General features: G+C 54.9%; 14 protein-coding genes. 8 read left to right on the top strand and 6 right to left on the bottom strand.

Annotated features, from left to right (window positions below; all coding sequences use genetic code 11):
* Positions 1-199 precede the first annotated feature (199 nt).
* Together BGIM_RS0120170 and BGIM_RS0120165 are read left to right on the top strand one after the other, a co-directional pair.
* Entirely contained in the window at positions 200-1,585 is a 1,386-nt protein-coding gene (locus tag BGIM_RS0120170) for a hypothetical protein (RefSeq protein WP_020471543.1), read from the top strand.
* Between the two features lie 111 nt (positions 1,586-1,696).
* Positions 1,697-2,275, top strand: a complete 579-nt coding sequence (locus BGIM_RS0120165; RefSeq protein ID WP_020471542.1) for a hypothetical protein — start codon at positions 1,697-1,699, stop codon at positions 2,273-2,275.
* Between the two features lie 47 nt (positions 2,276-2,322).
* On the opposite strand, the gene BGIM_RS0120160 is transcribed toward BGIM_RS0120165, so the two are convergent.
* Together BGIM_RS0120160 and BGIM_RS0120155 are read right to left on the bottom strand one after the other, a co-directional pair.
* Positions 2,323-3,144, bottom strand: a complete 822-nt coding sequence (locus BGIM_RS0120160; protein WP_020471541.1) for a TIGR03067 domain-containing protein — start codon at positions 3,142-3,144, stop codon at positions 2,323-2,325.
* Between the two features lie 194 nt (positions 3,145-3,338).
* Positions 3,339-3,989 carry a GP88 family protein gene (locus BGIM_RS0120155; protein WP_157369314.1) on the bottom strand — a complete coding sequence of 217 codons (651 nt, stop codon included), beginning with the start codon at positions 3,987-3,989 and terminating at the stop codon, positions 3,339-3,341.
* A gap of 479 nt (positions 3,990-4,468) precedes the next feature.
* On the opposite strand from BGIM_RS0120155, the gene BGIM_RS0120145 reads away from it, so the two are divergent.
* From BGIM_RS0120145 to BGIM_RS0120120, 5 genes are all read left to right on the top strand, one after another.
* Entirely contained in the window at positions 4,469-4,840 is a 372-nt protein-coding gene (locus BGIM_RS0120145; RefSeq protein ID WP_020471538.1) for a hypothetical protein, read from the top strand.
* Positions 4,837-5,073 (top strand): helix-turn-helix domain-containing protein, encoded by a 237-nt coding sequence (locus tag BGIM_RS51455; protein ID WP_020471537.1) that lies wholly within the window; start codon positions 4,837-4,839, stop codon positions 5,071-5,073. Before BGIM_RS0120145 ends, BGIM_RS51455 begins: the two co-directional genes overlap by 4 nt.
* 130 nt (positions 5,074-5,203) lie before the next feature.
* Entirely contained in the window at positions 5,204-5,458 is a 255-nt protein-coding gene (locus BGIM_RS0120130; RefSeq protein ID WP_020471535.1) for a hypothetical protein, read from the top strand.
* Positions 5,455-6,042, top strand: a complete 588-nt coding sequence (locus BGIM_RS0120125; RefSeq protein WP_020471534.1) for a J domain-containing protein — start codon at positions 5,455-5,457, stop codon at positions 6,040-6,042. Before BGIM_RS0120130 ends, BGIM_RS0120125 begins: the two co-directional genes overlap by 4 nt.
* Before the next feature lie 139 nt (positions 6,043-6,181).
* A complete protein-coding gene (locus BGIM_RS0120120) occupies positions 6,182-7,780 on the top strand; it encodes a WD40 repeat domain-containing protein (RefSeq protein ID WP_020471533.1) in 1,599 nt (532 codons plus the stop codon).
* A gap of 119 nt (positions 7,781-7,899) precedes the next feature.
* Here BGIM_RS0120120 and BGIM_RS0120115 read toward each other — a convergent pair whose 3' ends face one another.
* Together BGIM_RS0120115 and mobF are read right to left on the bottom strand one after the other, a co-directional pair.
* Positions 7,900-8,340 carry a hypothetical protein gene (locus BGIM_RS0120115; protein WP_020471531.1) on the bottom strand — a complete coding sequence of 147 codons (441 nt, stop codon included), beginning with the start codon at positions 8,338-8,340 and terminating at the stop codon, positions 7,900-7,902.
* Positions 8,324-11,227: a MobF family relaxase gene (mobF, locus tag BGIM_RS57900; RefSeq protein ID WP_157369266.1), complete on the bottom strand. Its 2,904-nt coding sequence runs from the start codon at positions 11,225-11,227 to the stop codon at positions 8,324-8,326. Before mobF ends, BGIM_RS0120115 begins: the two co-directional genes overlap by 17 nt.
* Before the next feature lie 233 nt (positions 11,228-11,460).
* Here mobF and BGIM_RS57895 point away from each other — a divergent pair, with 233 nt between their 5' ends.
* Entirely contained in the window at positions 11,461-12,051 is a 591-nt protein-coding gene (locus BGIM_RS57895; RefSeq protein ID WP_020471530.1) for a DUF1281 family ferredoxin-like fold protein, read from the top strand.
* A gap of 212 nt (positions 12,052-12,263) precedes the next feature.
* On the opposite strand, the gene BGIM_RS64925 is transcribed toward BGIM_RS57895, so the two are convergent.
* On the bottom strand, positions 12,264-12,479 hold the full coding sequence (locus BGIM_RS64925; RefSeq protein WP_020471528.1) for a hypothetical protein: 216 nt from the start codon (positions 12,477-12,479) through the stop codon (positions 12,264-12,266).
* Between the two features lie 226 nt (positions 12,480-12,705).
* The coding region (locus BGIM_RS0120090) for a DoxX family protein (RefSeq protein WP_029630212.1) at positions 12,706-13,038 on the bottom strand (333 nt) is incomplete at its 5' end.

Raw genomic sequence — 13,038 nt, 5'->3', positions numbered from 1 at the left:
GAAAAGTCTTGCGGACTTGTGGCCTGACCTTTAGCTCACAGGCTCGGCGTTTCTCGACAGTCTTGTTCAGGGAAACCGGCATGGCGTTGAACCTCCTTGGCCTGCTCGAATGCGGCAGGTTGGTGTGAATGGAAAACAAATCTCTAATCAGGCCAACGGCTGCGAAATCGTTGCTTTTTGAGTGGATTACGCGCTGTATATGGCCAGATTCTTTGGTAAGCTGCTTGTGGATTTAGCTAATGGATTGATGAAAAAGCAACTTGCATACTTGCTCATCAAGTTTTCCATATTGCCAACTTACAGGCATTTGAAAAAGATGCGGCGCAACTTAATCCGCGCGATACACGCAAGAAAACCGCAAGATAAGGCAAAAACCATGATAAAGAAAAAGAGACAAAGAGGAGTCTTGGCGAATGTGGATTTAATTCAGGGACTACGGACGCTCAAAGGATGGACGCTCCAAGACTTGGCTGACAAAGAGCCAAAAGTGTCACTCCGTTCCATACAGAATTTGGTTGCTGGTCATCCTGTCGATATGGCTACCATAAGCTTAGTAGCCAAGAAATTCAGCATGACTTACGAAGAACTAATGGTTTCAAAAAGCTCCAAGAAGACAGCGATAACCATTATTGGTGATATTGGATTAGTAATAGAGGGTGATTATTCAAAACTTACCAAGGATGACATAGAAGAATTACTCAGGCAGTTAGGCAAGATTATTCAGAATGAGAATGGTATCCAGATAATGAAAACAGAGAGCGGAAGCATCAAATTCACGCTTCGCATGACGATTGATGATGCCGAAAAACTGCAGCAAGCATTCAAAGAAAACCGGCTTGCCAGCCTAAAGGCAATAAGTGTGGGAGAGTTTGTTCCGGTCGAAGACACAACAACTACGCCAGCGACTGAACGAGAAATTTTAAGCGATCGCTCATTGCTTCAGAACAACCGGTATCGCCTGGCTCAGCATATGATCGGCTGGTCATCAATTATCTGCGGCATAATATCATTCCTTCCACTTAGGCTTGAGTCAATTTCTATCTTCGGCATACTCATGGCTTGCGCCTGTGGAGTCATGAGCATTCGAACCAAATCAGGATATTGGCTGACGATGCTAGCAGTAGCGGCGACCGTGGCCGGAATGGCATATTGGATGTTTGCCCATCAGAAAAAAGACAATAATCCTTCTAGCAGGGCAACTAATAATTACAGCGGCGAAGAGCGAGTATCATATTCAGTTGGTCAAATTCCACTTCCAAAACCGGCACCTCTACCGCCGGTTAATTTAATTATAAATCTAGTCGACGACAGAAACTTTGGAAATAAAAACAGAATTGACGAGCAAGTGTTCGTTGATATCAACAGATTGCCAATCAGATCTTTCAAGGAATATCATCAACATGATCTAAAATTTATCGAATACCAATATTGCGTGCAACCCGGCATTCACCATTTGTCAATCCGAGTCGATAATCTTGATATACTTCTAGGTGACTGGGATTTTCCATCGCATAATGGGGGCAATATTATTGATCTTACTATGACGAACGCAGATATTATTGCTATAGCCATTCGAGAGAAATAGCAGCAACACTACTCTATTGACATCTCTTCTTCAGTTCGCTAATCCTTTCCAGCCTGTTCGCGTTCTTTCGGGTCGCGGGCAGGTTAAACCCCGAAAGAAAGGATTCGCCCTATGGCAAAATCACGCAGGAAGGAACTACCCTCCGCAGACTCCGACACACCCACCTCGGACACAAACGACTTCAACGTCGCCAGCTTTGACCCGGCATATCAGCCGGAAGCGGGCGAAATCATCCACGCCGTCGCCGATTCAACCAGCATCGAGCCGGATCGCTTTGCCCGCCAGCATGCCCCCTCGGGCAACGGCCACGCGGCGTCCATCGAACGCAAGCAGTTACTCAGGGTTCCCGACCCGTTCGCCGTGGAGAGCAGCCTCGCCGGTGAGAACCGCGTCCAGCTCCTCAAGAGCGAAGGCGAACGCGCTTGGGTGATCCGCTTTGCCCACCCGCCGAACGAGGACAAGGGGCCGGAAGGCGAAAGCTACTCCAAGGAGAGCCCGCACCCGGTAATCAAGATGCTAAAAGAAGCCGGGTACCGTTGGGGCTTTGACGGCGGCGACTCGAAGGGCGGCTGGGGCAAGAAGTTCAGCGAGGATGCCTTTGGCGCGGATTTGATCGATGCCCGACGTGTCCTTCAAAAGGCGGCCGACATGATTGGTTGCAAAGTGGATCAGGGACGCATCCCTGACTGATCGTTAAAACGAGGGAGGCCAGCGTTTCACGCTCGCCTCCCGTTTCCTTACTTCGCTCGTTCGGCCGTAACCACGACTTCGCCATTCTGTCCCCCGGCCATTGCGACCGGTCGCTTCGCATCTTTCAAGCTCTTCGTGAGCAGAGGCATGCAGATTCGCAACTTGTCCCCGTCCAGTTCGTATAAGGCCGGGAGTGTTCCGGCTCCCAAATACAGCGTCATCTCCTTCGGCGTCTTCCCCGGATCGACAGACAGGCCGAAGGGAATGTCCCGGCTGACCGCCCCCTCCTTCTTGCCCGTAAACGCGCGCCAGGTCATTTCGTTCCCCTCAACCTCCATCACATCCAGACCGAGTTGATTGGCTGTCCTCGCACCAGCCCCTTCAATGCTGGTCACAGTCCATTTTCCCTGAAGGGCTTTCACCACGGCTGCCGCCTCTTTCGAGGGAGGGAAATCTTCCGACAGCACTTTGACAACTGTGCAATCCGTGAGTTGAACCGCCGTCCTGGTGGGGCTGTGTCCTTCGGAAGTGCCGCGAATTTGGACTTTATGCCCGATCCGAATTCCCTCGAACCCCGGCCCGACGGCACAGTTGACCTGATACCCGAACCGCTCCCCCGGCTTTTTGTACCCGACAAGTACGCAATACCGCGTCTTGTCGACGGGGCTGGACCTGGTGGCGGCAGTCGAAACGACGCCTTCCACGGTAACGGTTTGACCTTTGTACGTCTTGTCGAAAGCGGCCGGATCGGTCGCGTAGACTTTTGAAAGTTCTTCGGCGGTCACCATCGCTATCTCGTCTTTGGCCCGGCCGACACCGGCGATGGCCAGCGGCATGATGGCCGCGAGACTCAAAACAGCCTTTATCATCGAATATTACCTCGTTTTGTGGGTGGGCAGGCACATTTGTGCAAACAGAATGCCGAGACTTTTTGGCGGGGAAAGCCATTGCACATTATGACGGGTATCGCTTTGCGAAGCTTCCTCTTCCGGCGAATCTCTTTCACATATGAATAGAACTGGTCTGACTCTGCCCTTCGGGAAGAAGCCAGACCAGTCAAAATTCACGACCAGCATACTTTGCAAGTTGCGCAGGATGTCCCACGCTCCTTGCCCGCCACGGTCTCGGTTGGGCAAACCTTGTTGAGCATTGGCAGGGACAATTTGCGGAGGGGACGGTCGAGAAAGACCAGGTCGGCCTCCTCGGTGTCCTCCCCTTCCTCCGTCTGCATGAACGCAACCCGGCATGTGTCGGGAATGTCCGGCGGGTAACCCGTCTCCGCATCGGCGGACAGCCAGACCTTGCAGTTGGGCATAATGCTCATTGATTTGATGATCGGGAAGATCGTCGGGACACGCCAGCTCCGGGTGTAAAACCAGAACGTGCAGTGCGGCGACCGACCGATTATCTCAAGCATTTTGCGGGCATAGTTTGGGCTGAAAACATCACCAGCCACATGCCATCGCATTAACAGGATGCCCTTGCGGTACAGCTCATCGACCATGCGGTCGGTGAAATCAGACCGCTTGGACCGGGTGTAGTTCCATTCCAAACGCTCAAGCACTTGGGGGAACACGAACCGGCCTTTGGTCGCATAACATCGGCTTTCGCAGAGGCTGGAACGACCGGGGCAGGTTTGGACAGCGGGGATATCAAAATGGAACACGCCAGCCGAAAGCTTTTCATTTCCAGCAACTAAAAGACCACGGATCATTTCCACGAGGGAACTCACACGAGGATAACCTTTCCCACCGTCGAGATCGCTCGATGACAGGTAAGGTGAAACCCGGAGAGTGAATCGCAGATCGTTGATTCGCGCAAGTGATTTGTGAGGTATGAATTCTCGTTGACAATCTGTCACAGGTGGGGCTTATTGGTGGCAGCACAGTTACTGGAAAATAATTAACGGATTGATCGGACAGGAACCATGAGATGAGCGATTTTGAGATTGGAGTCACCGAAGGGAACGTAGTGGTGATTGCATGGAAGGCAGTGAAAACCGTTTTCCGCACATGGTGGTTTGCTCGACAGCACAACCTTCCCCGTAACAAGTGGTACGGGGTTTACATCAAGGGGACAGAGTACAAGCTGGCAGATATGGGTTGCCTTCCGGCGGCCAAGCACAATGCCAACTTGTTCGTATCAGTACTCCATGCTCAACCAGATTCATGCTCGACACGCGAAACCTTATAAATGCACCGCACGCCCATGACCCGCCAGCCCCGCATCTTATCAGAAGCATCCGAGCGACTTGTCAAAAGAAAGCCGCTGTTCATTCCACTAAAAACCCAGTATTTCGAGGCATTCGAGTGCGGGAGCAAAACATCTGAGTTACGGGTCTACGGAGCAAGATGGAACGAAAAGACCTGCTACATCGGCCGCGAAGTGGTGCTATCGAAAGGTTACGGCAAGAAGCACCGCCTGCACGGGATGATCGTCTTTACCGAAATCGTCTCCGCTCGTGAGTTGCAATCCCATCGCGAAGCTCTTCTGGATTGCTACGGTCACCTTGACATGAACATCATCACCATCCACATCCAAACACCGGTGCTGAGGCTTTTATGACCCGCCCCGCCTTCGCCAAACAACTCCGCAAGAGCCGCTCCAAAGCCAAGATGTCACAATCCGAGCTTGCCCGCATGACGGGAATCAACCGGACAGTAATCAACCGCTACGAGGCGGGACGAAGCACTCCGGAGATCGAGAATCTCGTGTTGCTGGCTGACACGCTGGATGTGAGCGTGGACGTGTTGCTGGGACGGAAAGCATGGCTAGCGAAACGAGGTCACAAGCCATGAACCCCAAACGTCAGCTTGCCTTTGCCCGTATCACCTCGAATTTGATTTTGGGCGGAACTACCTTCGGCGCGCTGATCGCGTTGATGAGGATTTGGATCAACGACCGGGAACACAACGGAAGGGAAAGAGGATGACGAAACGATATGGGATGCTCTATGGCGACGGAAGCATGAACATTTGCCCGGACGGGCAGGATTTGGCGCGTGCGAGAAAAGAATTGGAGGCATCCCAAGACGATGGCGACACCGAACTGGTGGAAGTCGAGTTAAAGATTACCCAGATGTTTGGCCCGAAGCAAGTGCGTCAGGCATTGGAGCATTCGGTAACTTGTCCCGTTTGCAACACGGAAGTTCCGGTGATGAGCCACGAAGGTAACCAGCCATGACCGTTCAGACCGCCAGCCAGTACCCATTATCTTGGCCCGAAAGCTGGACTCGCACCACTTCACCAGCCAAAAGCCAGTTCAAAACCAGCCTGACGGCATCCATCGACAACGTCCAAGGCTCGCTGAAGCGTTTCGCCGCCGACAGCGGCCGCAAGGTCGAAAAGATTTTGGTGTCGAGCAACGTGTCCCTGATGGAGCGCAACCCAAAGGACGCCGGAGTGGCCGTCTATTTCACTTGGGACGGCATTTCGACTTGCATCGCCGTGGATCGTTACCAGCGTATAGAGGAAAATCTCCAGGCGATCCACCATGTCATCGAAGCCGAGCGGACGAAACTCCGGCACGGTGGCTTGAATCTGGTCAGGGCGGCGTTTCGTGGTTACGCTGCGCTTCCTCCGCCTTCCAAGACTTCCGAAAACCCTTGGCAATTACTCGGCATCGAGAAAGGGGCGAAGGAAGCGGACATTGAAGCGGCGTATCGCGAGAAGGCTAAACGCTGGCATCCGGATGCAACAGGAGGCAACAACGAGATGATGGCGAGGCTGAACGCGGCACGTACCGAACTTCTGGCGAGAAAGACCTGACCCACAAACCAAGCGCCATCTAAAAATAAGCTCATACACGGCTAAGGAAGAGGAATGAGCTGATCGTGGTCGTTGTGCCGTGCGTGCGGGTCTGGTACGATCTACCAATCTGACCGCTTCAACAGGCGAGGAATTTGGGATGAACACCTGGGGCTTCCGACGAATCGCCGCCACCGTGGCGGTTTTCTCCTTCCTCGGGACATCCGCCGCCGAGAGCGCCAAACCGTTCGCTGTTTTGAAGGGGGCGCCCGGCAAAGTGGGTTCAATCGCGTTTTCATACGACGGAACCCGCCTCGTCGTGGCAGGCGGGGACATTGCCATCTGGGATGTGCCGGGACAACGCAAAGTCTTAATCCTGGATGGAACAGAGCAGAACACGCGGGCGACTTACGGTGGAAGATACGCTTTCTCCGCCGACGGCCTTAAATTATACGAGTGGTCTGGCCGTGGCATTCACGTCTCCGATGTCAAAACGGGCCTCGATCTCTTGAAAGTCCCCAAAGCCAGGGTCGGAAGCAATTACACAGTTTCCGTCATGTCGCCGGATGGCGCCTATGTTGCCGTGGCGTTGAATGAGTGGTCGGGCAAATCCAAGGGGACGCTTCGATCGTACACGGCCGGGATTGTGAGCTTGTATGACGTCAAGACATCGGCGGTGAAATGGGTGATCGCCGGGGAAAATGAGGAAACAGAGGCGCTTTCCACCGGGCAATCCTCGCTCGGGGCGCGACCGCGTGATTTGACCAAAGGAGTCCATTGGCTCAGGTTTTCACCGGACGGAAAGCAACTCTTGGTCGTCGGTCAATCCATGCGAATTTTCTCCGTTGATGCCGCCAAAGAAGTGATCACACCCTCGGCCGCCATCCCGATCATACCAGACGCGGGCAAGCTTGAATGGACGTCAGACGGCAAGGGATTCAATTACTTTAACGAAGGCGTGGGAGCCTACGATCTTGCGTCCGGCAAACGCAAGATTCTCTTCGCGCCCAAGGACCCGCAGCCACCGATCCCGAAACCCGTCGGAAAGCAATTGCCCCTGCCGCCGGAACTGCAACCGTCGTGGACTCTGGAAATGCAACTTCTCAGCGGGGACGGAACCCGTCTCCTCCACTATGGCACCATGATGGATGACAGGGCAAAAGTCCGCCACAACCGCGTGGTCGTCTGGGACGTCCCCGGCAAAAAGCTCATTGGCGTCTTCCCGCTTCCCGACGAACCCTTCGATAACGGGAAGCCCAAGCCCGACAAACGTCCGGCGACCATGACTTTCAATGATTTGGAGAATGATCTCATCATTGCCCTGTCACGGGATGGCAGGCAACTGGCGGTGGGAGACACGGTTGGAGTCGTGCGGATTTATGACGTTTCCCATGCCCTCGGAGCCGCAAGTCCGGATGCGACCGATCCCCTCGCGGTGGGTTCGTTTTGGAAAGGTGAAAAACACCGCAACGAAACGAACAAGACCATGTCGGCGTCACTGAAAATAACAGAACGGAAGGGCTCGTCGTTCAAAGGTGAATTCAAGTACGACGGCGCTCATGTTTGCGAGGTCGAAGGAAAGCTGACCGACGGCAAGATCGAATTTAACACGACCAAGGTTCTGAAGGGAAACGCGCATCAGCCGACGTCCGGCAGCCTCGACGGAAATTCCATCAAGGCTAAATTCGATGTGACGGTCAAGAGCAACGGCAAGTCGTATACGGCGACCGGGACGGTCAAGTTGACCAAATCTGAATGATGAAAAGCCGTTCGATCAAAAGTTTTTTTGACTCTTTTCACGCGGTCGTCTTCACCGATTACTTCGCTTCAGGTTACCACCGGTCTAAAGAGGAGTAATGGTCAAATATCAGCCGACTTTTACTCTTCGCTGCGCGGGGTGATGTCTTTGATGCTGACGGCCGTCACCACCTCGCCCTTCTCGTCATAGTCCCGAGGCGACACACGGATATACGGCCAGCGGCTTAAAGAAATATAATCATATACGCGCCAGAGGTTTCGCCCCTGGACGGTCAGTTCCCAATGCTTGGCGCCGATGAACAGGAATGTGAACGAATTGCCGTCATATTCTGCCTTCGCATCCAGATGGTGGTAGAAAAGCGTCTGCACTTTCCCGTCCTTCAACACCACATGGATTCTCGGCACGGTTTTGTTGGACGGCCTCATCGAATGCGAGCCGTTCATGTCGGCCAGGGAAATTGCCTCGGCATCCTCGACTTGGGCAGGTTCTTCGTCGGGCTTTGGCGAAGGCTTGGGTGTTGCCCCGAGGAGAAGTTTTTTCAGGCTATCGCTCGATTCCATGCTCTCGCTCCTTTTGTCGTTCGTGTTCCCTGTTATCACCGTCGCGGCCGGCGCGCAACTCTTTGAAGCGGTCGCGGGCTTTCTTCAGGAGGCATTTGATCCGGTCAAGGCCGCGGCGTTTCTTCTTGGGCTTCGGGTTCATGAGTTCGGTGGCCGACTTGCGGGTATCCGTCCGCTGGATGGCCTTTTTCAGTTCATCGGGCGGCATGTCGGAGTAAATCTTGGCTGACTCCCTGCCACGGCTGACGCTGACGTAGAATTGTTTGGCGTTGATCGCACCTTTTGATTCGGTGCCCATCGCTATGAGGACACGGTCAACTGTCTTTCCCTGTGATGCGTGACTCGTTGAAACGTATCCGTGATCGATGTGCAGGAACCCGGCGGGGAGAACCCAGCCGTTGCTCAATGTAATGTCACCTTTGTCGGTGAATCCGGCCACGGTGTATTGGGCTCCGTTGTTGAGCTTGTGCTTTCCTGACTTGTCCAATCCCCGGTTGGTGATCCGAATACGGTCTCCGCAAGCAAATCGATTTTGTCCTCGTTGGAACACGTTAAAGTGAGCAGGGTTTGGCAGTTTGACGCCAGGTTTCCAGTCAGCGACTCTAACCCGGTCACCCGCCTTAAAAGATCCGCTGTTTCGGTGGAACTGCAATACCTCGGTGCCTTCGTACCTGGTAGTATCGCCCTTTTCAGCGTTAGTCCAAGCCAGTGGCCGAAGCGTCTCGAAAACATGCTCATCCCTGCCAACTATCCCCTTTTCTTGCAACCGTTCGCGTATCGCCGCCGTCACCTCGTCGCACTCCACATGGGTGGGGGCGATGACGAGCTGGTCTTTTTTTAGCCCCGCCATGTAGTCATCCACCAATGCGGTGTTGCTGTCAACCTGCCGCACCCATCCCAAGACGTTTAATTCATCGAACGCTTTGGAGGTTTGGCCTTTGGCGATGTCGGCGACGATGGCCTTGTAGCCTTTGTGCTTTTGGCGCCAGACCTCGGTGAGGCGTCCAACTGGCAATCCGGCGTACTCCTGCAGAACGTTTATCATGTTGCCATGCCGCACCACGGATCGGTGTTGCTTGGGGTCGCCTTGAAGAACCAGTCGGGCGTTTTGCTGCTTGGCGATGTCCGTGAGGCGGGACAGGTCTTTGATGGCGAGCAGCCCGGCTTCATCCACCCAGATGACGCCGCCCTTGACCGCGGCCTGGCGTTCTTCGCTCAGAAGGAATGAGGCAACGGTGTCGGCCTTAGTGAACCCGGCTTCGCGTAGAACGGTGCGACTTGCTTCAACGGATGGCGCCAGCATTTCGACGGGACGGTCGATTTGCTGGAAGGCTGATTTGACCGCGTGGGTTTTGCCCGTGCCCGCGTCGCCGATGACGAGGATGATCTGGTCGGCGGAGGTGAGGATGTGGTTGACAAGTGCGGTCTGCTCAGGGGAGAGGGTGGCCATTTTCGCGGCTTCACGAAAATGGCCTGCTGAAGCCGCTTGCTGTTCGGGGGAGAGTGTGGCAGTGTGATTGGCGTAGATAGATTGGTAGTCCTTCTGCGCGGGCTGCTTCGATTCGTCGGGGCGGCCTTTTTGTTGACCGAGTGAAGATGCGCGTATATCGCCCTCTTTTTGTACATCAACTGAGGAAAACTGCGGCTGTGACCTTACGCGGTTTCCCGACATCGTCTTTCCGATATCGGCGCCTAACGGCCGTATCGTCCCCTTCCCCTCGCGGGCGAAGTCGATGATGCGGCTTTCTTCCGCCAAAACTTCCTTGGTGGTGACCTGCCCGTCCTTTAATAATGCACCCTGCCGGACGGCATCCGGCTCAATCTCCTCCGGTAACGCCCCGCCCATGCTCCGTTCCATCGCCGTGATCGCCAGATCATGCCAGTCCATGACTGAACGCCGCTCGAAGTGGTGGTCAATGGCGTAGGCAACCGCCTTGTCGGCGGTGTTCGTTTGCGGGGGATTCTGGCCGAGGTTCGCCGCGTCGATCAGGTTGGTGATCGTTTGGGCTTCGGCTGGCGTGACCCTAGACTGCCAATACTCCCGGTAATCATCCAGCGTCATGTCCTTCCGCTTGAACTGGCGGGAGGTTGCCCCGAGTTTGTCCTTTCCCTGTGCGGAACCGACGCCAAGTTCTTCGGCCAGTTTGTCCACCTCGGTGGTGCGGCGGGAGAACTTCTCCGTCACCGACTTCGGCATCCCCTTGATGTCCCACGAGTAATATTTCCCTTCCTTCGTCTTCGTCTCGATGCCATAGCCCAAGTCAGCCAGCTTACTTGCGAGCCGCTGGTCGAAACGGCGGTCGAAGAACTTCCGCAATTCCATGATCGGGCGGAACTTCACTGCTTTCCAAGCATGCTCTTTGGAGTCGTAAGTCACATTGAAGACCACCATGTGGATATGGCGGTCGGGGTCGGGCATGTTGTCTGATTTCGCCGGGCGTGTCTCGGGATGCTCGACGGCGAAGGCGACGAGGTTGCCAGTGAGTCGGTCTTCCAACGCACCGCCCTTTCTGACACGGGTGGTGGCGAAATCTTCGAGGTCGGACATGGTTTCGCGCGCGGCTTCCCAAAGGGCATCCTGGATTCTTGTGTCGCCATGCTCCAAGGCGATCGTTACTCCTTTGGGGATGCTGGCAGTGACATCCCAGGCAGGGATGCGGTTAGCAAGGAGTTTGGAGGTGAGCTGCTTTCCGGAATGAGGATCGAGTCCGTGGATCAGGCGTTTGAAGTGGCCGAAGTCGGGCGTTCCGGCCAGGCCGAGCAGTTCCGCGCCATGTCCGAGCCATTCCTGCCGGAGTTCGCCGTTCACGTAATATTCGCCGCCATCACTCTTGGAGTAATACGCCTCTGCCGCTTTGGCATTTGCGATGGCATGGAATCTTATCAAGGGCAACCCCGTGGTGGATGCGGGATCGTATACGGGAAGGGCAAGCAGCGCAAGTGTCCTGTGAGTGATTGATGGGCGATGACCGGGCCGTCGTGAACGGAGCCGCGTTGCGTCTCCGCCCTTGCGGGATTCCGTCCCTATCGCAAGAAACCGGTTGACAGCGGGAAGAAACTTCCGCTACTGTCGTGTCACGCATGGGCAATGAAGCTCGGCGAATGGTGGAAATTCAATGTATGCCCAATCACATTTCAAATAAGCTCACGTTTGACTGCGACACAAATAAAGCATCCGAGGTGTTCGAGAAAATCGGCAACCGAACAGCTGATGACGGCGAGTTGCTGATCGACTTCAACACTCTAATTCAATATCCCGAGCGATTCGCGCTGTCTGATCAGGAGCGTCGAGAATGGGAGAAAGCGAACCCGAAAGGGGATTGGAATGAAGCACCGAAGGATGGCTATAACCAAGGCGGCTATGAATGGTGCTGTAAAAATTGGGGTACGAAGTGGAATGCCTACGCTCAGAAGCGACTCAGCGAGGTGGCGGTGTACTTTGAAACTGCGTGGTCAACACCAGAACCTATCTTCTCCGCTCTGTCAGCTTGGTTTCCGGAAGTCCCTTTCACGGTCGAATACGCCGACGAAGATATCGGTAGCAACGCTGGCATCATCCAATATCGAAATGGAAAGAAAGGTGAGGAAGAGTTAAAAGGAGTCTCGGCTGCGAAGCTATGGTTCAAGCTCAATCCGGATGCTGAACCCAAAGATTATGGTTATGACCCGGAGACGTTCGAGTGCGGTGGAGATGAAGGTGTCGAAGATTGACCCCCGACGAACTCCGATCCCTCGGTGAAAAACTTTTCGGCTCTCGTTGGCAATCTCCGCTGGCGAGGGCCGTGTTCGTTACCACTCGTTCTGTCCGGTACTGGCTTTCAGGGAAGCACCAGATCAAGCCGTTGGTGGCCGAGAAGCTCAAGCGGCTTGCTGAAGAGAAGTAGAGTCCCAAATGGCATTGCCTGCTCCCAGTTTCGACTCCTTCACGCAATCCGTTTCCGCACCGCCTTGGACAGTTCTTCCAGCACGTCCGGAGGCACGCGTTCGATCCGTGTCCCCTGCCTCATAAATTCCTCGAACGACTGTTCGCTGGCCGCGCCGCCGGAGAAGGACCCGGCTTGTTCCTGATACCACAGGAGGTGATCGTCATAAAGCTCCACCCCTTCATTGCCCCACGACCAGTGCCTCGGACTGCCCATTCGACTTCCTCGCTGTGCCCATCTGGTTGAGTGTTCGGGGACACGTCCCGACGCGGGTCTGCCGCGCGACGCTCCCTTTCCATTTTCATTAATCCGGGTGGGGATGGAAGCGGAACGGGTTTGGGAAAATGCCTGAACGAAGCGGAGAGGTGAAGTTCGGATCGCTCGGGAGAGTCTTGGCAATTGCAACGATTAGCCTGACGGCTACCAGACATCGGTCCATCCATCACTCGGCCGTGAACGGCACGAGCGCCCGGAGCCTGCGGTCGCGGAGGTACAGCCCGAGCCACGCGATGACGCCGACGATGACCGGCACGAAGAACTTGCCGTCGTTGGCGTGGACGTGGGTCGCCACCGCGCCGCCGAGGTAGGCGAGCATGAGAAGGCCGCCGAGGTAGCGGGTTTTGGGCACTAGGTAGAGCACGAACGTCGCCAGCTCGATCATTCCAAGCGGCAAGGCGGAGCCGGCGGGGTACGTCTTCGACCATTCCTCCAGGAATCCCTCGGGCTGTGCGATCTTGAAGAAGCCGCTGGGCAGGAATACGAGGGTGAGAAGGCC

It is taken from the genome of Zavarzinella formosa DSM 19928, from assembly GCF_000255705.1.
GTDB lineage: Bacteria > Planctomycetota > Planctomycetia > Gemmatales > Gemmataceae > Zavarzinella > Zavarzinella formosa.
The sequence above is the reverse complement of the archived record's forward strand: the minus strand, read 5'-3'. Positions and strand labels throughout refer to the sequence as shown.

Excerpts from the sequence above, each read along its gene's own strand:
- BGIM_RS0120170 (WP_020471543.1), top strand. The coding sequence starts at position 200 with ATGGCCAGATTCTTTGGTAAGCTGCTTGTGGATTTAGCTAATGGATTG.
- BGIM_RS0120165 (WP_020471542.1), top strand. The coding sequence starts at position 1,697 with ATGGCAAAATCACGCAGGAAGGAACTACCCTCCGCAGACTCCGACACA.
- BGIM_RS0120160 (WP_020471541.1), bottom strand. The coding sequence starts at position 3,144 with ATGATAAAGGCTGTTTTGAGTCTCGCGGCCATCATGCCGCTGGCCATC.
- BGIM_RS0120155 (WP_157369314.1), bottom strand. The coding sequence starts at position 3,989 with ATGATCCGTGGTCTTTTAGTTGCTGGAAATGAAAAGCTTTCGGCTGGC.
- BGIM_RS0120145 (WP_020471538.1), top strand. The coding sequence starts at position 4,469 with ATGCACCGCACGCCCATGACCCGCCAGCCCCGCATCTTATCAGAAGCA.
- BGIM_RS51455 (WP_020471537.1), top strand. The coding sequence starts at position 4,837 with ATGACCCGCCCCGCCTTCGCCAAACAACTCCGCAAGAGCCGCTCCAAA.
- BGIM_RS0120130 (WP_020471535.1), top strand. The coding sequence starts at position 5,204 with ATGACGAAACGATATGGGATGCTCTATGGCGACGGAAGCATGAACATT.
- BGIM_RS0120125 (WP_020471534.1), top strand. The coding sequence starts at position 5,455 with ATGACCGTTCAGACCGCCAGCCAGTACCCATTATCTTGGCCCGAAAGC.
- BGIM_RS0120120 (WP_020471533.1), top strand. The coding sequence starts at position 6,182 with ATGAACACCTGGGGCTTCCGACGAATCGCCGCCACCGTGGCGGTTTTC.
- BGIM_RS0120115 (WP_020471531.1), bottom strand. The coding sequence starts at position 8,340 with ATGGAATCGAGCGATAGCCTGAAAAAACTTCTCCTCGGGGCAACACCC.
- BGIM_RS57895 (WP_020471530.1), top strand. The coding sequence starts at position 11,461 with ATGCCCAATCACATTTCAAATAAGCTCACGTTTGACTGCGACACAAAT.
- BGIM_RS64925 (WP_020471528.1), bottom strand. The coding sequence starts at position 12,479 with ATGGGCAGTCCGAGGCACTGGTCGTGGGGCAATGAAGGGGTGGAGCTT.